Origin of the sequence: Psychrobacter aquaticus CMS 56, from assembly GCF_000471625.1 — a bacterium.
In the GTDB taxonomy this organism is placed as follows: Bacteria; Pseudomonadota; Gammaproteobacteria; order Pseudomonadales; family Moraxellaceae; genus Psychrobacter; species Psychrobacter aquaticus.
In genome coordinates this window covers 22,741-45,504 of the sequence record NZ_AUSW01000032.1, presented here as the reverse complement: position 1 = coordinate 45,504, position 22,764 = coordinate 22,741, and the positions used below count along the sequence as shown (strand labels likewise).

17 protein-coding genes and 3 tRNA genes are annotated in these 22,764 nt (G+C 43.8%); 6 read left to right on the top strand and 14 right to left on the bottom strand.

What is annotated here, in order from left to right; genetic code table 11:
- Positions 1-19 precede the first annotated feature (19 nt).
- From gspG to M917_RS08795, 9 genes are all read right to left on the bottom strand, one after another.
- Positions 20-568 (bottom strand): type II secretion system major pseudopilin GspG, encoded by a 549-nt coding sequence (gspG, locus tag M917_RS08835; RefSeq protein WP_021814464.1) that lies wholly within the window; start codon positions 566-568, stop codon positions 20-22.
- 632 nt (positions 569-1,200) lie between these two features.
- The gene (gspF, locus tag M917_RS08830; RefSeq protein WP_021814463.1) at positions 1,201-2,403 is read right to left on the bottom strand and encodes a type II secretion system inner membrane protein GspF; all 1,203 of its coding nucleotides are present in this window, start codon (positions 2,401-2,403) and stop codon (positions 1,201-1,203) included.
- A gap of 62 nt (positions 2,404-2,465) precedes the next feature.
- Positions 2,466-3,524 (bottom strand): hypothetical protein, encoded by a 1,059-nt coding sequence (locus M917_RS08825; RefSeq protein WP_021814462.1) that lies wholly within the window; start codon positions 3,522-3,524, stop codon positions 2,466-2,468.
- 205 nt (positions 3,525-3,729) lie between these two features.
- Complete coding sequence (locus tag M917_RS08820) at positions 3,730-4,665, bottom strand: AraC family transcriptional regulator (RefSeq protein WP_021814461.1); 936 nt, start codon at positions 4,663-4,665, stop codon at positions 3,730-3,732.
- Between the two features lie 486 nt (positions 4,666-5,151).
- A tRNA-His gene (locus M917_RS08815) sits at positions 5,152-5,227 on the bottom strand.
- A 40-nt stretch (positions 5,228-5,267) separates the two neighbouring features.
- Positions 5,268-5,344: transfer RNA gene (locus M917_RS08810), tRNA-Arg, on the bottom strand.
- A 95-nt stretch (positions 5,345-5,439) separates the two neighbouring features.
- A tRNA-Pro gene (locus tag M917_RS08805) sits at positions 5,440-5,516 on the bottom strand.
- Positions 5,517-5,816: 300 nt separating this feature from the next.
- Positions 5,817-7,328: an McrC family protein gene (locus tag M917_RS08800; protein ID WP_040642450.1), complete on the bottom strand. Its 1,512-nt coding sequence runs from the start codon at positions 7,326-7,328 to the stop codon at positions 5,817-5,819.
- 45 nt (positions 7,329-7,373) lie between these two features.
- The gene (locus tag M917_RS08795; protein WP_021814459.1) at positions 7,374-8,873 is read right to left on the bottom strand and encodes an McrB family protein; all 1,500 of its coding nucleotides are present in this window, start codon (positions 8,871-8,873) and stop codon (positions 7,374-7,376) included.
- A 669-nt stretch (positions 8,874-9,542) separates the two neighbouring features.
- Between M917_RS08795 and M917_RS08790 the strand changes: the two genes are divergently transcribed.
- Positions 9,543-10,232, top strand: a complete 690-nt coding sequence (locus M917_RS08790; protein WP_021814458.1) for a DUF4442 domain-containing protein — start codon at positions 9,543-9,545, stop codon at positions 10,230-10,232.
- Positions 10,233-10,286: 54 nt separating this feature from the next.
- Here M917_RS08790 and gspE read toward each other — a convergent pair whose 3' ends face one another.
- Complete coding sequence (gene gspE, locus M917_RS08785) at positions 10,287-11,828, bottom strand: type II secretion system ATPase GspE (RefSeq protein ID WP_021814457.1); 1,542 nt, start codon at positions 11,826-11,828, stop codon at positions 10,287-10,289.
- Positions 11,829-12,180: 352 nt separating this feature from the next.
- Between gspE and M917_RS08780 the strand changes: the two genes are divergently transcribed.
- Together M917_RS08780 and M917_RS08775 are read left to right on the top strand one after the other, a co-directional pair.
- Positions 12,181-13,005: a thiazole synthase gene (locus M917_RS08780; RefSeq protein ID WP_021814456.1), complete on the top strand. Its 825-nt coding sequence runs from the start codon at positions 12,181-12,183 to the stop codon at positions 13,003-13,005.
- A gap of 71 nt (positions 13,006-13,076) precedes the next feature.
- Positions 13,077-14,504, top strand: coding sequence for a WS/DGAT/MGAT family O-acyltransferase (locus tag M917_RS08775; protein ID WP_021814455.1), 1,428 nt, complete (start codon positions 13,077-13,079; stop codon positions 14,502-14,504).
- Positions 14,505-14,562: 58 nt separating this feature from the next.
- Here the strand turns inward: M917_RS08775 and M917_RS08770 are convergent, their stop codons facing one another.
- The gene (locus tag M917_RS08770) at positions 14,563-15,390 is read right to left on the bottom strand and encodes an inositol monophosphatase family protein (protein WP_021814454.1); all 828 of its coding nucleotides are present in this window, start codon (positions 15,388-15,390) and stop codon (positions 14,563-14,565) included.
- Between the two features lie 371 nt (positions 15,391-15,761).
- Positions 15,762-17,819 (bottom strand): 1-deoxy-D-xylulose-5-phosphate synthase, encoded by a 2,058-nt coding sequence (gene dxs, locus M917_RS08765; protein ID WP_021814452.1) that lies wholly within the window; start codon positions 17,817-17,819, stop codon positions 15,762-15,764.
- A 536-nt stretch (positions 17,820-18,355) separates the two neighbouring features.
- Between dxs and ribA the strand changes: the two genes are divergently transcribed.
- The 3 genes from ribA to M917_RS08750 all read left to right on the top strand — a co-directional run bounded on the left by ribA (position 18,356) and on the right by M917_RS08750 (position 20,883).
- On the top strand, positions 18,356-19,051 hold the full coding sequence (gene ribA, locus M917_RS08760; RefSeq protein WP_021814451.1) for a GTP cyclohydrolase II: 696 nt from the start codon (positions 18,356-18,358) through the stop codon (positions 19,049-19,051).
- 7 nt (positions 19,052-19,058) lie between these two features.
- The gene (hemF, locus tag M917_RS08755) at positions 19,059-20,057 is read left to right on the top strand and encodes an oxygen-dependent coproporphyrinogen oxidase (protein WP_021814450.1); all 999 of its coding nucleotides are present in this window, start codon (positions 19,059-19,061) and stop codon (positions 20,055-20,057) included.
- A 352-nt stretch (positions 20,058-20,409) separates the two neighbouring features.
- Entirely contained in the window at positions 20,410-20,883 is a 474-nt protein-coding gene (locus M917_RS08750) for a c-type cytochrome (RefSeq protein ID WP_021814449.1), read from the top strand.
- 117 nt (positions 20,884-21,000) lie between these two features.
- Here M917_RS08750 and gloA read toward each other — a convergent pair whose 3' ends face one another.
- Both gloA and M917_RS08740 read right to left on the bottom strand, forming a co-directional pair.
- Positions 21,001-21,579 carry a lactoylglutathione lyase gene (gene gloA, locus M917_RS08745; RefSeq protein WP_021814448.1) on the bottom strand — a complete coding sequence of 193 codons (579 nt, stop codon included), beginning with the start codon at positions 21,577-21,579 and terminating at the stop codon, positions 21,001-21,003.
- A gap of 160 nt (positions 21,580-21,739) precedes the next feature.
- Positions 21,740-22,378: a carbonic anhydrase gene (locus tag M917_RS08740; RefSeq protein WP_021814447.1), complete on the bottom strand. Its 639-nt coding sequence runs from the start codon at positions 22,376-22,378 to the stop codon at positions 21,740-21,742.
- Positions 22,379-22,764: the final 386 nt, after the last annotated feature.

The window sequence follows — 22,764 nt, the reverse complement described above, 5'->3', positions numbered from 1 at the left end:
TGACTCATAAAGCCAACGCTTATAATTGTGCATATATATCAGCATCTTGTCCTTCACCGCCTTGCTGACCATCCGCACCTAATGAAAATAAATCATAAGGTCGGCCTTCGCTACCTGGTGACACATATTGCATCTCGTTTTCCCAACCATCTGTGGGATAGCCACCTTTAATGTAACCACCGTCTGGATAATTTTTGGCATCGGCCGGCGGCGTGGTCAATGCTTCAAGACCTTGCGTAGTGCTTGGATAACGCGAATTATCTACCTTGTACATATCAAGCGCGTTTGACACAGTAGAAAGCGCAGTTTCAGTGGTTTTAACACGAGCCTTATCACTTTGTCCCACGACTTTTGGTACCACTAAACCTGCTAAGATAGCCAAAATCACAATAACCACCATAATCTCAATGAGGGTAAATCCTGACTGGCTCGATCGACTTACTGATCGGCGCTGCGTAGGAGCTGCTTTACAGCGAATCGCTTTACTGGAACTCTCATTATTTGCCTGAAGTTTGGCATGATTAATACTGCTTTTTGTCATCGTATTTACTGAAGTTGTGTCAATCATAGTCATCGCTTTTGTCATCACGGTTATGTAAATAGTAAAAGTGGCGTTTATGTCGCGTTCAGCAGCGACGTATTAATAAGTATTAAAGCGATTATCACTATAAACCATGGTTTTATTTTTATCCAGCGATGCCCGTAGATTGTTAGCGATGTCTACACTAAACAGGCGTTAACATTGATAAGGATAACTATAGTCGGTGAAAAGTAATATCGATACAGCACATACTGCTGGTGCAACTTTGAAGTATTTCGACTATACAAGGGCAACTTTTAGAAATATAGATTTTGACTAGCACTTACTATAGCGTGACGGTTGTGCGTGACATAGTAAAAAAGTGATCCAGTCAAAAATCTACTACAGTAAGCAAATCTTAAGAAAGCTAGCGCAGGGTTTAGCAAGGTAGGTGTTATAGAAGGAGGTAAGATACGGTAGACAATTCTAATTTTGGAATTGTTATCACATATAGCCGATCTAGCTTAAAAATAATACGGCGCGGCTGAGATGAGTTTTCCGAAGCCTCTGTCGGCGCAGGCACAGCAAGAAAGAAAGAAAGGAAAATTTATCTCAGCAAAGTGTCATGTAGGGTGTATTTATTTTGAACTGGCTATATAAGATATTTGACGAACTATCAGCTAGCCGGCCAAATCATTCATATTAACAATGGGCAGCATCACCGCCATTACAATAATCATTACCACTACCCCCATCAACACAAGCATCAAAGGCTCAAGTAATGACAGCAATGTACTGATGAAATTGGTTGCTTCTGCTTCTTGCATGTTGGCGGCTCGGCTAAGCATGTTTTCAAGCTCGCCTGAGTTCTCACCACTTTTAATCATTTGTACCATCATTGGTGGAAAGTAAGTAGATTTTTCGAGTTGGCTGGACAAGCTTGAACCTTCCGTCACTCGATCGGCAGCGGTAATGATGGTTTGCTTGATGTGTAAATTGGTCGCCACTGCAGCGCCAATATGCAACGCCTCAATCAAAGGCACGCCTGAGCGTACTAAGATGGCAAGTGTGCTGGCAAAGCGTGCGGCATTCAATCCTTTAGACAATCGTGCCAATATGGGCAATTTAAGCACCATACTGTCTATTGCCAATTTGCCCGCATTGGTCTGAGCAAAGCGATAAAATAATAACGCTGTCCCTGCTAATACCAACAGCATCAACCACCACCACTGGGTAATGAGGTTTGACAAGGTAAGGACGATTTGGGTTATCAGTGGCAACGCCTGCTCGGATTGCTCAAATACCTTAACGATTTTGGGTACGACAAAGCTCATCAAGCCCATAATCACCGCAACTGCCATTATCATCAGCACAATGGGATAGACCATCGCGCCTTGGATTTTCTTTTGCAAGGCAAAGCGATTTTCGGTGTAATCTGCCAACTGGTTAAGGATTAAATCTAAATGTCCAGACTTCTCCCCTGCTGCAATCGTCGCAATATAAAGGGGCGGAAAACTGGCGGCTTGCTGCAAAGCTCGCGCTAGACTTAACCCTTCTAAGACATGTGAGCGCACGGCAAGCATTAAAGATTTGATGTGGGTTTTCGGTGACTGCTTAGCAACCGCTGCCAATGTTTCTTCTAGCGGAATGCCAGCGGCAAGTAATACAGACAACTGACGTGTGAGTAGCGCCAACTCATAAGCAGATGGTTTTTTGTAGCGGCTTTTATTCTGACTTTGTCGATCATTGACTGCGCTGACTTCAACGGGCGTCCATTGTTTGTCACGCAGTTGCTGGCGTATTTGCCGCGCAGAGTCACCTTCGAGCACGCCTTTTTGGACGCCGCCATGATCGTCGAGCGCTTTGAAATGATAAGCGGGCATGGCAGCATATATCCTAAGGTAATCAAAGATAGAGGATTATAAATCAGTGCTTAAAGCTATGATTAAAACAAAGGCGTAGAGTCACTACTATCTGGCATTAAACCGTTTAATAATAAAACATCTAAATGCTGTTGCTGTAATTTTTTATCGAAGTCATTCACTTCAGCTATCAGCATTCTTTCGATGCGCTTGTCACTGGCAAAAACACTCAATCGCGCACAGATGACCGCCAGTTGATAAATGCGCTTTTTACAATAGCCATCCAAACCTTGTAACAATCTCACCATATACGGGGTCTCAAGACTGGCATACTCATAATCCGCAACCACTTGCTGACCGAGTGCTGTGACGCCATAACTGATAGACAAGTGCGCGCAGAAATAACAACTGAATAAATAGCCGACCACATGCCCAATATAATAGCCTCTATCGTAGGTAAAGCTGCTCACACCAAAGTGACCGAGTACATAGCTGTTGAGACTGCCTTGATCCCGAATCGGTTTGCCATTTTTTAGCGTGCCGACAGTGGCAAAACACAGTGGGTTTCGTCCATCTTGAGTGGTCAGCTGCCACCCTGCTGGCTGCTGCGCTGGCATGTGACGCACGATATCTTCGATAATATCATCGACCACATGCAACTGCTGCCAGAGACGTTCCAGTCCATCTGTATCCGTGAGACCGCGCTTATCGAGCTGCTGCGCGAGTAGATATTGCTGATACTCTGCGAACTGGGATTTGAGCGTTTGTACCAAATAAGTGGGACGTGCGGTGGCAGAGGCCATATACAATAACCGAGTACGCTCGTGCTGGACGTGATACAGCGCCACACGCATCTTAGCAATACTGCTTTCGGTGGGTGTAGTAGCAGACGAGGTATCGCCCCCGTCTTTTATCTCTCCAGCTATTTCTTCAACACTTGATAAAGTAAAGAGTGCCAACAACGCCGCTTTGTCAGGTGTTTCAACGACATGGTTTTTTGGCGCATTTTCTATAAAGTGTTGGCTGTCGTGAGCCGTGACTTTGGCGTTGTTTTTGTCAGAATTACTTGATTTTTTGACAGGCGCAACAGAGCCTTTTTGGCTATCGGCTTGTGCGCTTGGCTTTGCGGTCGGTTCAGTCATAACATACCATCAGCAGCAAAAATAAACATCTTCTAGACCATACTATATGACTGTTACACAGTAAAATATAGTGCGCTAAAAAAACGCTTGTGCCTAGATGACTCGTTACTCCATAGTACCTGAACACAAGCACATTGTCAGCTGGGTATCAGCAAAATACTATCGTCAGGCCAATATAAAAAAGAGACAGTAGAGCTGGTATAAGCTAGGCCATGATTTGTTTTTGATACTGTTGGCGGTAGGCTTTTGGCGATACGCCATATACACGCTTGAACGCCTGACTGAAAGTTGAGTCTGAGGCATAACCGACCAGCTCACTGATACGACTGATACTATTTTGCTGTAAGCGTAAATACCGCGCCGCCAAACGTAAGCGATAATCAATGAGATACGTCAATGGCGGCATGCCAACTGTGTCTTTGAAACGCTGTGCAAAGCTTGATCGCGACATTCCTGCTGTCTCAGCAAGCTTATGAATCGTCCAATTTTGATTTGGTGCTTCGTGCATCGCAGCGAGCGCTTTGGTCAAAAACGGATCTTTCATGGCTTTTAGCCAGCTTTCTGTGGCTTCTGGCAGACTTTCAATGTAGACACGCAAACTCTCAATCATCATAATACTTGCCCAATGATTGATGATGGCGGTTTTCCCCATACGCTCACGCTCAGATTCTAGCATCAGCAGCTTAATCTCTACATCAATGACCTCAAACCGACCATCTGACTGTTCATTGATTTCAGGCAATATGGAAGGTAGCACAGACAGCAGAGGACGAATCATCTCTTTATCATATTTGCATTCAATCAATATCAAAGACGAATTGGCATCACCATTGCCATCGATATCAAGCGTACGCTCTTTACAGTCAGTCAGTAACTCATCTATCGGCATGGCATCATCGCCATTATGATTTAGCGCATAACTGACATGTTTGTGTACATTGGGGATCATAATCATGTCGCCCGCATGTGCCTGACGCAAACCATTACCAACATCAATACAAAAACTACCAGACATTACCAAGTAAAATAAAATAGTATCTTTTCTAGTGAGTGAATAAGACCAATTCCCCGCACCATTCAGACGATAATACTTGGTATCAAACAAATGTACGTTTTGTAACAACACGCTTAATGCGTCCATCCCTCACTTCCTCAGTAATACAAGGGTAGTAGCCGCTCATTTTAAGAAAACAAACACACACCTACTACGGCCTTAAACTCGCATAATGTATTCGATATATTTTTTGACTGATTAAATCAGCATCAGTTTTATAGTTAATGACTAATTTGTTATGAATAAAATTGGATGGGTCAACTGGCTTAAAGCCTTTATTATAATGGTTGACTTAAAAGCTTATATTTACTAGCTTATATGGTTATTGCAGAAGAATAAAGCAAACACAGTAGATAATAGACAAAGCCTATGATAAAAATAAAAAGCAAAAAAGACCAGCAAGCCTACACACAAATAAGTGCCCAATAAGTTCAAGTTTATAAATATAGACGCTTGAAACTAAAAACAATCAAACAGACAGACACGCAAAAATGCCAAAATTGGCAGCTACTATAAACTTATATAAGGTTTTTATAACGAAACGGGATATTAAGAAAGGTAATACAAGTAAAATGGGGCGACTGATGGGACTCGAACCCACGACAACCGAGATCACAACCCGGGGCTCTACCAACTGAGCTACAACCGCCATAACTACTGCCAAGGACTGGCAAAACATGCAGGCTAAATGGTGCGCCTGGCAGGATTCGAACCTGCGGCCACCTCCTTAGAAGGGAGATGCTCTATCCAGCTGAGCTACAGGCGCTCTTAGAGGACTTTTATATATTAAATCTAATCTCAAGCTTATCAGAAACTAAACCATTATACATAAAAAAAAGCCTGTAAGGCTCTTAAAATAGATGGTCGGAGTGATAGGATTCGAACCTACGACCCTCTGGTCCCAAACCAGATGCGCTACCAAACTGCGCCACACTCCGAAATTCTCTATTATCACGATAGCTTGTCTGTTAATTTGTTATTGGCTAGGCCGCTAACTCATTAATGTTCCTCGCTATCGAGGTGCACATATTAAGGGGAAAAACCGATTGTGTCAACACCTATTTTTGATTAATTTAAAATAATTGCCAAATCTTTTTAAAAACAAGCATTATAAAAACTAGCACTTTAAAAATAAGCATTGTAAAAACAATCACCTTTTATAAAAATACTGGGACGAAAAGTGCTACCCATAAAGTACTATCCACTATGATAAGTATAGGCTATCGCCGATAGCGTGATTAGATTACATTTAACTCTCGAAGCGAGCCACTGTTTATTGTGCCGGTCATCACATTAAACGGTACAAGCCATAGCTGAGCATGCTTTGGCCCATTATCAGCGTTGTTGGCACTATCAGTTTGTTGTATCAGTGCTATGGGCGGCCTCTCGTCATCTTGTACCGGATAGACCAACCAAACCTGCCCTGCTTGATAGGCTTGCGCATAACTGGTCAACTGATAAGCGTCACTGGCACTGATAGCAGCAGCATGAGACAAATGCTTCCATTTAATATCAATGACATGACTGTATTTCCCTTGCCCATAAGGGTCATCCAGCATCGATGTAGTATACGGATAGTGATGGCTATCCTCGTCCGTCGCTATTTTATATATAAGTAAATCAGGACGTATGGACAAGCGCGCCTGCCCTTGTGTATCGCTAAGCCAAACACGTTGCGTTTGGTACAGTGGACGATATTTGCCACTTACTTGCGTAAACATCGATGCGATGCGCTCACTTGCCCACTGCTCAAACGCCTGATTCATATCAATGAGTAGACATAAACGCAGTTGGCTTGAATTTTGTTTAAATGGTTTTTGTGGATCGATACTATGACCTGTTGCAGCAGTTGATTGCCGTAGCAGCCAATACGCCATGTCTACTAATTGCTGGGCTACTTGCCGTTTTTGCGCTTGAAGTGGTTGAATCGCTAACTGACGCTTTGCTTGATTATAGATAGCGTCTACTTGCTGCATCTCATGATGCGTGAGCGTCGGCACTTGCTGCCATGCTTGTAACAATTTGGGAGAAATCAATTCAGGCAATAAAGGCGTCAATAAAGTCAGCGCCTTCTTAATCAATCGATTGCCCAGCATGTCTTGACTAAGGACACTACTCTCACAGAAAAACTTATGTGGCTGCATGCTGTTATAACGAAGTTGCTCTTTGATGAGCAGGCGGCCTTGTAACGCTACTTGGTTGTAAGTTTGCGGTTGATAATGTTTGGTCGGCTGATGATGATTCAAACGCTGCAAAAACTGCCTGAGTAGCCAATCTGACAATGGTAATGTGGACGCGGCGGCTATTGGTAGCAACGTCAGTTGATTACTGAATTGACCTAAGTTTTTTGTATTGGGCAGTTTGTTATGTGAATGGTCATGACTATTGATGAGATCTGACAGCATATGTTGCACCCATTGACGGGTTTTTTCTATATCACTGTTTTGAGCAGATTTATAAGAATGCGGTTGACGCTGCGCGCGAGTGCTTTCATTGCTGGCGATTGGCTTTGGCAATATCTCAAGCGTTATGTCACTAGGTAGTAAAATGACGCCAATATAATGCCCAATCTTTAATTGCCACTGTCTTTGCTTTCGTTTGATGGTAAACACGGTAAATTCTTGCGCCATTAGCCAATGAAAATCAGAGACATGCACGAAATCAAGCGCTGTTAGACGTTGGTGTTCAAATACGGTCATTACCTTAGCATCAGGCGCGGTCATATAAATGTTATTTGCACGATTGGTCATATTGCTTGAACTTTTTTCATCGCTATTCATCACCGTTTAATACCCTTATCGATACAACCGCTGATAGACAAACGATTCAGCAAACGTGCCAGTCTTGGTAAGAAGATCGCTATTAATTCTATAGCTGCCTGTACTCATAGATAAGTCAAAAAATGGATTTTGCCCTGACAACATCGGGTTTTGGATGGCAGTATGAGGCTGATTGTTTGAGTCATTATCCAGTAGTGCTTGGCTGTCTTGAATAAATTGAGCGCTGAGTGGCTGCTGCTCATCTTTAAAAATATACTGCAAGATGGCAAGCTGACCACCAGACGCCTGCGCCAGTTGCGGAATAATCTGTTCAATCAGCACAGACTGTAGTTGCTCAAGATTATTGACTGACCATAAAAACGCATGGCCCAACTGCACCTCCGCGCCTAGCATTTGGGTAATACGGTGATTGAGTCCCATCAATAATTTGGCCAAATCTATCGTCTCTGCTGCCTCTGTTATATCGTCAGCTTCTAAATCTGTTCTTAGACTGATAATAGGTAATAGCTCGGGCTGCGGTGAACACTCAACAAAGCGAAAACGACGACGCAATGCCATATCTAAGGGTGCCAAAGAATGGTCTTGGGTGTTCATGGTGGCATAAATATCGACATTGGCAGGAACGCTAAAAGGCCGGCCAGAATACGCCAAATTTACTGTCATCATGTTTGCCATACCAGCCCGTTTATCTGGCTCAATCAAACTCAATAACTCGCCAAATACTCGGGAGACATTGGCACGATTGATCTCGTCAATCAGCATCGCATAACGCTGTTCAGGATCGCGGGCAGCGCGCTGACACAATGTTAAAAATGCGCCGTTTTGAATGGCATAGCTCATCTGCGACGGACTGTTATTTGTCTCGCTATTATTTGCCTGCCTATGATTAGCGTGACCATTGCTGGCATGAGTAGCAGCTGCCATAACCGGACGAATCCCTTCCACAAACTCTTCATAGCCATACGCTTGATGAAAGCTGACCATACTAAAGCGCTGCTGGCTAAACCCTTGCGTCTGACCAGCATTATTATCATGCTGCGCCTGCTGAAACTCTGCCAACTGCTGCATTAATTCACTCAATAGCGGTAGGCTTTCGGGCAGTAAATACCACGCCCCAGTATTGTCCTTATCAAAATAAGCTTGGCTGGCTCGATTTTTAGATATAACCGTTTTCGAGCTGGCAGGACTGTGTGTTTGTAGTACTACCCACGCCGTATTGCTCAAATGATTTTCTCGGGCATTTTGCGCCGCTTTCGTGACAAAAAACTCATGGCTGACGATTTCAGGTACTTTTACCAACTCTTGTTTTTTGGCTTGAAAATCCAAAAATATTAAGCACACAACTTCGCGCCAGCTCAACGTTTGCAACAGCTGTCCCAGCAAATCCTCGTCGTTAGTTTTAGGAAAGTAATCGGTATATGCTTTAGCAATTTGTAGCAATTGATAGGTTTTACCTGTACCCGCGACACCAGTGTAAATTATATTGATCGGCTTGTGATGGGACATATCAGGCATAGCATTATCCAGCAGTAATTATTCAGCAATAACAATCGCATGAGAAATAAATAAGGCGCGCTAAAATCTGTTTATTATAGCGCGCCTAACCATATAGTATCCAACGATGCCTATTCTTAGCTTGCCAACACCTTTTAGCAACATATACTGATTTCAGTATAAAAACGAGTCAGCGGGACTGGAATGCTTATCTTTAAACGAGAAGTTTCGTAGCATCGAGCTGCGCAGGCACAGCAAGCGAGAGAAATTTATACCAGTTCCGCGTTGGAACATAATGTATCTGTTTGATTGAGAATCGACTATAAAGATTCAATGACATCACTCAATCATTTGATTTGATAATTTGGCTTACTCACATCATAACATGACAGTCATTTTATAAGCGCAGCAGTTCATCATAATAACAGTAGGAACACATCCGTTAATGTACCATAGTCAAAATAGCTGCTAGGATAAAGCACATTAGGATGCCAATACATCGTATAAATTCTAGTAGACCAGCACTAGAAAAAAACGCCTGTTATTTTTAACTATAGTTGGGCCCACGTAAAATAGCGTCAGCAAAACTGTTACCAGTTACGCATCTTAATATCGTGTATCCATCTTATTTGGTATCGACCATATCAAGTCACTAATCTTGTAAATCCCATTTTATTCAAGGAATTTTGTATGTCAGGACTCTTAAAAAAACTGCCGATCAAATTGGCTAAAAAATCGCCAACCAAAGTGGCTGACAACACAAGATCGCCAGTCGCAAAACCAAGCACTACGCTAAAGCCCATTAGCAATCAATTCACCAAGCTGTTATCTGTCACTAAATATTTGCCTGCCAGTGCCCGCTCAAGCATTTTATCTAAAGCTTTTGGCAAAGTAGTGCCTTACGTGGGCACGACGGGCGTGTATTATGAAACGGTCGAACCCAACCAAGTGGTGGTTAGTTTAAACAACAGCAAAACGGTGCAAAATCATATCGGTTCTATCCATGCTGTTGCCATTACGTTACTGGCTGAGACAGCGACAGGTTTTATTTTGGGTCTAAACTTGCCCTCTGATCGCGTGCTACTGATTAAATCTTATTCGGTTAATTTTTATCGCCCCATCAACAAAGGCCAAGTGGCCGCTATCGCAAGCTTATCTGATGAGCAGCGTTTAGATATTTTAAATACGCCAAAAGGCGAGATGGTCATTCCTTGCGTCATTGATGACCGTGACTCTGATAGTGAGCGCGCTCCTATCGTGGTAGAGATGACGTGGGCGTGGATACCAAAATCTGAATTAGAAGCGCGTCGTCAAGGCAAAGCCAGCAAAAAATCTGCCGAAGTCGATCTTGATAATGACAGTGGCCCTAAAACTGAATAAATCAAGTAAACCCAAAGCCGCACACGTATTCATTCAGTACTTAAACCTCTGTGATTAACCAATGATAGCGTCATCAGTCAGGGCGCTTTCTTTGGTCACCCGTAGCACCTCCTCTAATGTCGTACGACCTTCTATGACCTTGCGTAAGCCATCGGCACGAATCGATGGTGTTTGCAGGCGCGCGTATTCTTCTAGCTCATACTCGGCAGTATTACTATGAATCATGCGGCGTAACGTGTCATCAATGGGCACCACTTCATAGATCGCTGTACGCCCTTTAAACCCTGATTGATTACACTTCTCACAGCCAACTGGCTTGGGTAGTTGAATAGCGTTACCTGCCCCCTTCTCAGCCCCTAACGCGATACCAATTTCCGTAAACAATTTGGCTTGCTCGTTATCAGCCGCTTGCCAGCTATGACAATGCGAGCATAAAGTTCGTACCAAACGCTGTGCCACCACCCCAATGAGCGACGACGACAATAAAAATGGCTCAACGCCCATGTCTTGTAAGCGTGTGACCGCACCGATGGCGGTATTGGTATGCAGCGTTGACAATACCAAGTGTCCTGTTAAAGATGCTTGGACGGCAATTTCAGCGGTTTCTAGATCACGAATTTCACCCACCATCACCACATCAGGATCTTGACGCAACATCGCCCGCAAGCTTTTGGCAAAGGTCATGTCCACTTTATTATTGACCTGTGTTTGGCCAATACCATCGAGTTGAAACTCAATCGGATCTTCAGCTGTCAAGATATTGCGGGTTTGATCATTGAGATCCGTCAATGCCGAATACAGCGTGGTAGTTTTGCCTGAACCTGTCGGCCCTGTCACTAAAATGATGCCATGTGGCCGATGAATCAGACGCTTAAGCTCACTATAATCGTTATCAGACAGCCCAAGATAGGTCATGTTCAAACGGCCTGCTTGTTTATCTAACAAGCGCATGACGACGCGCTCACCAAAGCTGGAGGGCAGTGTCGATACCCGCACATCGACCTCACGTCCCGCCAACCTTAAACTAATACGCCCATCTTGCGGCACGCGTTTTTCGGCGATATCCAATTTGGCCATGACCTTGATACGCGACACCAATAAGGGTGCTAACTGGCGTTTTGGCGTGATGATTTCTTTCAACTCGCCATCGACACGAAAGCGTACGACCAATCGCTTTTCAAACGTTTCGATATGGATGTCTGACGCACTTAAACGTATGGCTTCAGACAACAAAGCATTAATCAGACGGATGATAGGCGCGTCATCTTGTTGGTCCATCAAGTCCTCAGTTTCAGGCACACTATCGGCCAGACTATCAAGGTCAGGATGGTCTTCTAGGCCCGCAGCGATGTGCTGTGATTCGCCTGTGTTACCAGCATAAGCGGCATTCATACGTCTTTCAAAGTCATCTGGATTGACGCTTTCATAAATCGGTACAGCGCGCACGCCTTGCTGCTGTAAAAAGCGCACCGCCTCATTAATCGCTGATAATGGTGTGGCCTTTGTCAGCACCAAAGTCGGTGGCAGCTCAGGATCAATCGCAAGTATGACCAAAATTTGATGGCGTTTCGCAAAACTGTACGGCAATTGCAGCATAAAGATGGCCTGATAAATGAAGATAACGTCAAAAAGAGAATCATGACCAAGCGATATACAAGCAGAGCAGATGCATTGTGCTTGGCTGGCTAGCTCAAAAAAGAGTACAAGTAAGATTGCACGAGTTTGTTATAATAACATTTTGTTTTAGAAACGTATTATTTTATGTGGCTGGCGTTTTTTTGCATAGCGCCACTCGCCTATTTTTACAGTATATATAGCCATTGCCACATACGATTTCTTATTTTGCTGACAGTACGCTATGATTGTCTATCTCGCTTTTTTAATATTACTCAGACAGCCCATTATCTTTTTTATCCACCTTGACCGCTCGCTATTAGGATTTTCAGTTATGTCAGAGAACGCCAGCACTACTACTCATCCGAAACCACTTTTACAAGATACTTTTACCGTAGGCAGCCGCACCTTTTCATCGCGACTGTTGGTGGGCACGGGCAAATATAAGGATATGGCTGAAACTGGCGAAGCCATTGCTGCTTCAGGAGCAGAGATTGTAACGGTTGCCATTCGTCGTACCAATATTGGCCAAAATCGCAATGAGCCCAATTTGCTTGATGTCATTTCTCCTGATAAATACACCATATTGCCCAATACGGCTGGCTGTTTTGACGCAGAAACAGCGATTCGTACCTGCAAGCTTGCTCGCGAGCTGCTAGGAGGCCACAATTTGGTTAAGCTTGAAGTGTTGGGTGATGAAAAAACCCTTTATCCCAATGTGACCGAAACCTTAAAAGCGGCTCAAGTATTGATTGATGATGGCTTTGAAGTCATGGTATATACCTCAGATGACCCTATTGTCGCCCAAGAGTTAGAGAGCATGGGCTGCGTCGCAATTATGCCGCTCGGCAGCTTGATTGGTTCAGGTCTTGGTCTGCTCAATCGTCACACGCTCAGCTTAATTATCGAAAATGCCAACGTACCCGTATTGGTGGATGCTGGCGTCGGTACGGCCTCGGATGCAGCGATTGCTATGGAGCTTGGTTGTGATGGAGTGCTGATGAATTCAGCGATTGCCAATGCCCAAAATCCAGTCATGATGGCACATGCGATGAAGCATGGCGTTTGGGCAGGCCGTGCGGCATTTTTGGCAGGTCGTATGCCGATGCGCAAGATGGCTACGGCCAGCTCACCACAAACTGGCTACTTTTTTCAGTAGATTTATGTCGTCATTGTACTCAACAATAAAATAATAAGAAAAAATTTGAACTGACTATAAAAGGATTTATTATGCGACTTCTCACAGCGGTCGACCAGTTGTTTTTACTTCTTGAGTCGCGTAAACAACCCATGCATGTGGGAGGCTTGTTCTTATTTGAGTTACCAGAAAAGGCAAACAGCGATTTTGTCTATCAGCTGGTTAAGCAAATGCAAGACTCTGATGTACCGCCAAGCTTTCCCTTTAATCAAGTTCTAGAACATTTGATATTTTGGAAAAAAGACAAAAACTTTGATGTCGAACATCACTTTCATCATGTGGCTTTGCCCAGTCCTGCACGTGTTCGTGAGCTACTCATGTACGTCTCAAGAGAGCATGGACGTTTGTTAGATCGCGCCATGCCTTTGTGGGAATGTCACGTGATTGAAGGCATTCAACCAGAAACTGACAGTAGCCCTGAGCGTTTTGCCTTGTACTTTAAGATTCATCACTCTTTGGTCGACGGCATTGCTGCCATGCGCCTCGTACAAAAGTCCCTATCACAGTCACCAAATGAGCCAGTCACTTTGCCCGTCTGGTCATTAATGACGCGTCATCGTAACCACGTCAATGCTATCCTGCCTGCTGAAAGGTCTGTCAGGCGCATCCTTAAAGAGCAAATATCTACCATTAAACCAGTGTTCACAGAGTTGCTAGATAATTTCAAAAATCATGGCGATGATGGGTACGTCGGTACTTTTGATGCGCCGATGAGTATTTTGAATAAGCGCATCTCCGCCTCACGGCGGATAGCAGCACAGTCTTATGACATACAGCGCTTTAACGATATCGCCGAAAGATTAAAAATCAGCAAAAACGATGTGGTGTTGGCGGTTTGTGGTGGTGCGATTCGTCGTTATTTATTATCAATGGACGCGCTACCTAGCAAGCCATTGATTGCTTTTGTGCCGATGTCGCTGCGTACCGACAATAGTATATCGGGCAATCAGCTGTCTTTTGTATTGGCCAATTTGGGCACGCATTTAGACAACCCACTGCGTAGAATAGAGTTAATTCATCGTAGTATGAATAATGGCAAACGTCGATTTCGCCGGATGAATCAAGCACAAGTCATCAACTACAGCGTGATAGCCTATGCTTGGCAAGGTATCAATTTGGCAACGGGCTTATTCCCTAAAAAGCAGGCTTTTAACCTTATCATCTCCAACGTTCCTGGCTCTGAAAAGCCCTTGTATTGGAATGGTGCGCGTCTGCAATCCTTGTACCCCGCCTCTATTGTGTTCAATGGTCAAGCCATGAATATAACTTTGGCCACTTATTTGGACAAGATTGAGTTTTGTATTACCGCCTGTAGTAAAGGACTGCCACATGTACAAGATATGCTGATGCTAATAGAAGAAGAGCTAACGCTATTAGAAAAAACCAGTAAAGAGCTGGCATTTCAAGGTATAACAGTTAAAGATAAATGCGCTAAAAAAACAAAAAAGCTGGCCCCATAATGGAACCAGCTTTTTAATATTAACGCATTTTAATATTGGCGCTTCTAAAAACTAATGCTTATACAGCATCGCCCCATGACGGTACAACTACTTGCATCAACGGTTTCAGTAATTTGACATTACAGGCAAAGATAGAACCTGACGTCATAGAGTTATGCGCACCCGTATGATCGACCACCACACCACGTGCTTCGGTCACGATAAGCTCACCCGCTGCGATATCCCAAGGCTTAATAGACATCTCAAAATAACCGTCAAAACGACCCGCAGCCACATAGCATAAATCAAGTGCCGCTGATCCCAAACGACGAATTTGACCGCCTGCTTCAGAAATTTTTTGTAAGCTTTCAAAATGCTCTTTGGCATAAGAAATAACTTCGCCATTGCGCTTGCGCTCAAGCGGATGACCTGTGGTAAATAAACCACCGTCAAGCGTCTTGCGTTCGCTCACATTGATACGGCGCTGGTTGAGGCGGGCGCCTTTACCACGGCTAGCTGAGAACATCTCATCACGAACTGGATCATAGATAACGCCATGTTGCGTGACCCCTTTATGCTGTACAGCGATAGAGACACAAAACTGCGGCACACCGTGAACGAAGTTTTTGGTGCCATCTAGCGGATCGATAATCCAGCACCAGTCAGCATCTTCGCCGCGGCCTTCTTGCATACCAAACTCTTCACCCAAGTACGAGTGGTTTGGATAGCTGGCTTTTAGCGTCTCGATAGTGAGCTCTTCACTAAAACGATCAATACGCGTGACCAATCCATCAAGCCCTTTAGACTCGATATCCAACTCGATTTTGTGGCGGTTTTGATGTGCGTATAAAATCTCTTTACCAACTTTTTCAGCAGTACGCGCTGCGATGACGACCATGGGTTCCATAAATAACCTATTTACTTGATGAATGAATATAAAAAATACTAAGACAGAATCTGTGCCCACAGCATGCCAATTCGCCGCTGCATCACATCGTACCTACCACACACTATATCTATGCGATTTAAAAACATGCCGTTTACCAACGACAACCGCATTATACTAAAATTGTTCAATATAATCCGTACCAAAAAAATCGAAAAAAACATTATGCGCACCAAACCAACTCTCGTTTTGATGGTCATCGCACTGCACAAGTTGTAAAAAAGTCAGCACCTACGGCTAGCAGGCGTTTGCTCTAGTTATCGATCTTTGTTGCTTAAAACCAATGCTTGGTTTATGAGCATCATAAATCTTAAAACATTTAAAAATATGACTTACGACAGTAACTGCTGAAGCTGTGTGACCACACCATTGACGTCCAAACCACAATCCGCCATTTGCTCAGCTTGCGAACCATGCGCGATAAAACTATCAGGAATACCAATATTACGAATAGCTGGACGATTATGTTTAAAAGCAGCCGACTCATTGAGCAAATACTCATTCACCGCACTACCCGCGCCGCCCATAATCATATGTTCTTCTAAGGTCGCAATATGCGTCATACCTTGTGCCAATAATGTTTCTAACAACGCAGAATCTAAAGGCTTCACCCAACGCATATTGACAACATGTACCTGGCAACTTAACGCTTCATCACTGATGAGACGTTCTGCGGCTTGTTGAGCGGTAGCCACCATCGTGCCAAATGCCAATAGTACAAGCTTTTTAGAGGCAGCATCGTTACCCAACACAGATTCTACTACTGCCTCACCGATTTTATAAGTGTGAGCAGGCTGCTCAATCACAGCACCAGTACCCGTACCGCGTGGATAACGCACAGCCGTACACCCTTGATACTCATAGCAGGTATTGAGCAAATGGTAACACTCGTTTTCATCTTTTGGTGCGGCAATCAGCATGTTGGGCACACAGCGTAAAAACGCTAAGTCAAAAACACCCGCATGCGTCGCTCCATCCTCACCGACTAAACCTGCGCGATCGATCGCAAACATCACATCGAGATTTTGTAACGCCACATCGTGAATCAGCTGGTCATAACCACGCTGCAAAAACGTCGAGTAAATTGCCACAATCGGCTTAACACCTTGCGTCGCCATGCCAGCGGCTAGCGTAACTGCATGTTGCTCAGCGATCGCCACATCAAAAAATCGCTCTGGAAACTGAAAAGCAAAATCAATCATGCCCGAGCCTTCTTCCATGGCGGGCGTAATTGCAAGCAGTTTATCGTCTTTAGCGGCTTTATCGCACAAGAACTGCCCGAATACTTCTGAGTATTTTAAAGTAGTTTCTATGTTTGGCTGAGATTTCTCCACAGCCTTACTCTGAGTCTCATTCTTAATTTCTACAGGTAACTTACTAATAGCATGATAGCCGACTGGGTCTAATTCTGCGGGCGCAAAACCCTTGCCTTTTGTGGTATAGATATGAACTAAAACAGGACCTTTGACTTGCTTGGCAAGTGACAATACGCGCAATAACTCAGGGATATTGTGTCCATCAAACGGACCAAAATAAGTAAAACCAATCGCTTTAAAGACGTTATCTTCTAGCTGAGGCACATCGCGCATTTCTTTGTGACGTTTACGGCGGTCAAAGGTTTGCATATCTGGGCGCTGACACAGAATAGGCTTGCCTGTCTCAGAGATATCGACCTGATAACCTGATTCCCAAAGCATTGCTAAATGCCGTGAAAACCCGCCAATCGAACACGATATCGACATGTCATTATCATTCAAAATCACCAACAGATCAGCATCTTGCTGTACCGCATCGTTCATGGCTTCAAACGCCATACCGCCAGTCATGGCCCCATCACCAATGATGCAAGCAACCGTTTGCGCACGACCTTGATAGCGCAGCGCTAGACTCATGCCTAGACCCGCTGAGATTGAAGTCGATGAATGTCCTACACCAAACGTATCATAAACAGACTCAGCACGCTCAGGAAAAGCGGTCAAACCGTCTTTAGAGCGAATAGTACCCAACTGCTCACGGCGACCCGTCAATACCTTGTGAGCATACGCTTGATGACCAACATCCCAGACGATCTGGTCGTTTGGTGTGTCTAATAAATAATGTAGGGCGATAGTCAATTCAACCACACCCAAATTGGCACCAAAATGCCCACCGCTCTGGCCTGCTGAATACAATAAAAATAAGCGTAACTCATCCGCCAAAGTAATAAGCTGAGCGCTTGTTAATGCGTTCAGATCAGTTGGCGCAGTGATACTATCAAGCAAAGGCGTCTGAGGACGCACGCGTGGAATCGACGTATAAGTCTGCTGTAAATTCGACAACTGGGCAGCAGAATCGGAGACTGACGCAGATATGGAATGAGACTGTGGGGAGGAATGAGGTGACTGCTGCATAAACCGTAAAATACCTACCAATCTGCTGACAAAATGTTGTTTTAGAACAACGCTAACTAAGTGATGTCAATAATATCGACATCATTATTTATATAATTGACAATATAGTTATTTAGGCAATTTCTATACATGCCTAGAGCCGCCCTACTCATTGCAAGAATCTCACCGTTACAATGACAACGACGATTCATTGCGATATTTTTCAATACCAAGGGTGAGTATTATGCCTTATTACTTTGCATCCATATCGGATGTTAGTGACGACATAGTAATGTAAGGACATAGACTTGTCACTGTATCCGTCAAAATAGTATGGCATAATAGCATTTTTTTTAATTATCGCTTTAATCATCGTGCGTCGTTTGTGAACTTTGTGTGTTTTTATTATAAAGACAATCGGCATACTACCCCTATGTATGAACAGGTTATACTGGTACCATTCTAACTCTAATAACGTGTCTAAGAGCACATAACTATTTTAAAGTGGTTATAACAAATCCTCTACCGATACGATTATCGCCTTATGTAGGACATTAATGTCATATCAATTTATCACTAGCGCCAAATTACCGACTCGTCATGGCGAGTTTGATATTCATATTTTTGAGAATGACGACGGTCAAGAGCATGTGATGCTAACCGTCGGTCTGTCTGTAGTCGATCAGAATATAAATGTTGCTACTGCGCCGCACCTAAATGACGTGGCATCAAACCAAAGCGATGACACGCTAGCAGAGCGACCGATTCCATTGATTCGTATTCATTCAGAGTGCCTAACGGGCGATGCTTTTAGCTCATTAAAGTGCGACTGTGGGCCGCAGCTCAATACGGCGATGCAAGCGATCCAAGAAACAGGCTGCGGTGCTATTTTGTATCTGCGCCAAGAAGGTCGCGGCATTGGACTGACCAATAAGATTCGCGCTTACGCCCTTCAAGATCAAGGTCATGATACCTTAGATGCCAATCTGCTGTTAGGTTTGCCTGCCGATGCACGCATTTATGATATGTGCGGGCCGATGCTTGCCCATGTCGGTATTGATGCGGTGAGACTCATTACCAACAACCCAGACAAAGTGGCTTATTTGACTGAACACGGTATTGATGTCATTGAGCGCGTGCCATTATTGGTTGGGGTCAACGATATGAATGCTGAGTATCTGGCGACCAAACGCGACCGTATGGGACACCTACTGGACAAAGATTTCAACACAGCCATACACCTTAATAAATAGATATTTTATGAGCATTCCAACTTTAGACAATCAAAAAAATCAGTCAGCGGTAGATTCAACGGTGACGCCGACCCATAACGATATCATGCGTGTGCGTGAGTTTTTAATCGATTTACAGGCGCGTATCTGCCAAGCATTAGAAGCGCAAGAGCGTGATGGTGGCGGTGATGCTACCTTTGTGCCTGACGACTGGGAGCGTCCTGAAGGCGGCGGCGGTCGTTCGTGCGTATTGGCGAATGGCAAAGTGGTCGAAAAAGCGGGCGTGATGTTCAGCCATATCCATGTACACAATTTGCCTGCCTCAGCCACTGCACGTCACCCTAATATTGCTGGCCGTAAAGCGCAAGCCATGGGTGTATCCTTGGTGGTTCATCCCACCAACCCAAACGTCCCTACCAGCCATGCCAATGTACGCTTGTTTGTGGCAGAAGCGCAGGGCGAAGACCCCATTTGGTGGTTTGGTGGTGGTTTTGATTTGACGCCGTTTTATCCGGTACTCGCTGATTGTGTCCATTGGCATCAAGTCTGTCATGATCTCTGTACCCCTTTTGGTGACAATGTCTATCATGACTTTAAGCAGTGGTGCGATGAATATTTCCACCTACGCCATCGTGATGAGCAACGCGGTATTGGTGGCATGTTTTATGATGATGTCAACACTGAAAGCCGTGGCTGGGACTTTGACACTTGTTTTGACTTTATGCAAGCAGTCGGTAACGGTTACCTTGACGCTATCATGCCAATTTTTGAGCAGCGTAAAGACACGCCTTATACCAAAGAGCAGCGTGAATTTCAGCTGTATCGTCGTGGGCGCTATGTTGAATACAATCTTGTCTACGATCGTGGCACGCTATTTGGACTCCAAAGCAACGGGCGTATCGAGTCTATCTTAGTCAGTATGCCGCCGCTTGCCAGCTGGCATTATCGTCTAGAGCCTGCTGAGGGAACCCCTGAGTTTGAGTTGACAGACTATTATCTAAAACCACGTGATTGGTTGACTCTATAGCTTGTGTGAATATAATAAAGGCTAGACTCTTTTTTAGAAAATGCACATAAGGTCGGCTGTCATAGCTGACCTTATTTATATAAGTTTGATTAGGGCGTGTTGAACGACAGCCGAGTAAATGACAGTAAAAATAGTTGCTATCATTGCCTTAAATATTACGAGGATATAACAACTATCTTAACTATTGTTGCGTCAATAATGGTTACAATGGCATATATTTTTCGAAAAGTGGTTTAGAAGTGGCGGCGCTTCTAGATTGGGTATAAGCGGTATTTTTATAATAATATTTTAATATAAGGCTAGTATTTATCAGCCAGCCTACTATATAGCCAAACTTAAAGGAGTAATTCATATGGCACAGGTTCCTACCTACAAATCTTTAAAGTCTCTTTTTAGCATCACCTTAATGGCAGCGACACTAGGTTTGATGGCTTGTAGCGGTCCAGCTGCTGATTCTGATATTAAAGCGCGACAAGACAGCATGAAAAGCTGGGGTGATGCCATGGGTGTCATGGGTGATATGGCTAAAGCACCTGATACGTTTGATGCTGCTGTGTTCAAAGAGCAAGCGGCATTTTTAGCAGAAGATGCCGCCTCACCTTGGAGTCATTTTGAAAACCAAGAATCCATGGGTAATGCCACTGAAGCTGTTTGGTCTAATACCGATGGTTTCAGTGATGAAGCAGAAAATTTCCAAAAAGTGACTGCCGAACTAAACGCTGCGGCACAAAATGCCACTAGTATCGATGATGTCATGCCAGCCTTTGGCCAAGTTGGTGAAAGCTGCAAAACATGTCACACCGATTTCAGAGCAAAAAATGACTAACCCTATATACTTTTAGTAAGTATAAAAAAATGAGTAAGTATAAAAAAACCGCCACATTGAATGATATGGCGGTTTTTGCTTCTAACACTTGGAGATTGTATAAAACTCTATACAGCCCTAACCCATCAAATCAGCTTGTACGATTTCAATCCAGTAGCCATCTACGTCTTTGATAAAGGCAATATTTTTCATACTGCCATCTTCTGGACGTTTTTTGAACTCGACATCATTTTTATCAAACCAAGCAACGGCCTCATCTAGGTTCGGCACGCTAAAACAAATATGACCAAAACCTTGTGGGTCTTGGTTGCCATCGTGATAGCTAAAGTCCGCTTTTGTTTCGGTGCCATAATTATGAGTCAGCTCTAAAATACCGCGCTGACGAAAGGCAAAGATTTCTAAATCATCACCAGCAGGCAAGTTCTCCCGCTCGCTCTCAGTCAATTTGGCTAAGAAATACAAGTCAAAACCCATATTAGGGAACTTTTTTACTGCAAGCAAAGTCATGCCAAGAACGCCAGTATAAAACGCTAATGATTTGACAGGATCTTTTACTCGTAGCATGGTGTGATTAAACGTAAAGCCTGTCGTCTGAACAGAGATAGGCTGAACACCTTCGTTACTGATGCTGCTAGCAGGCTGATTGATGAGTGATTTATTAGTATCGGTCGTGGCATTAGCGTTTGAAGTAGACATAATAATAGTTATCCTATTTTTTACAGAATATAAAGGTCAAAAACAAGCGAGTGACGACTGTGGTGACTCGCTTGACCCTTTCATCATAATGAAAATTGGCTCAGTAATTGAGAGGGTTTTGTAAGAACGGACGCTCGATAGAGTGAGTTCAAAACACAGACTAGCTGTCTAAGAACCGTACCTTTCCTGTCTCTAAATCATACTCTGCGCCAACGATAAGCAATTGACCACTATTGGTCAAATCCTCTAATGCCCGTGAGCTATGTTTAAGCTGACTCACCGACATGCGCACGTTGGCACGGATAGAGCGATCAACCAACTCGTCTACGTCTACATCCTGACCGTCGGCTGTCGCCAGCTCATACAAGTTATGAACACTGGGACGAATGCGGTCAACGATTGACTGCAAGTTGGGAGAGTAATTTTGCTCAGGATTGATAAGCGTTTCTACACAAGCCGTGACAGCGCCGCAATGCGAATGTCCAAGTACCACAACCAATTTGGTGCCAAATTTTTCGGCAGCAAACTCAATCGAGCCAATCTGTGATGGTGCAACCACATTACCTGCGACTCGAATGACAAATAAATCACCCAATCCCTGATCAAATACAATCTCAACTGGTACTCGTGCATCTGAACAACCCAAAATAATAGCCAAAGGGTCTTGGTCTCTGACCAACTCTGGTCGCTTCTGCATCAAATCATCAGTACTGGTGAGGCTATCAACGTAGCGGGTATTGCCTTCTTTTAAAAGCTCAAGCGCTTCTTGACCTGTTTTTGGGCGTGTACCATGAGACATAAAAAATCCTTTATCATTGATAATGTTAGAGTTATAAACTGCTTAAATTCTGTTGATGCGAGTGCAGATTGGCTGAAGAGTTTGCTAGCCATTATTAAGCGTTCAGGCTCATCATATTTGTCAGCCACAGAGTAATTGTATAGGAATCAGGGTCAAAAAATGATAAAAAATTTTGTTTTCATATCGTTATAGAAAGGCAACTATTACCAATAGCGCAAAACGATAAGATCGAGAAAAACCGTTAAAAGTGTCGCTACTATCAATAAAAGTTAAAAACAAAGGTCGTTGCTAAGCATTCACCGTACCATAGGATGATAATCGCGCAATTCATAGCGAACTTGCACGGATTTATATCGAGGGTTTGTTATAATACGCAGCGACCAGAC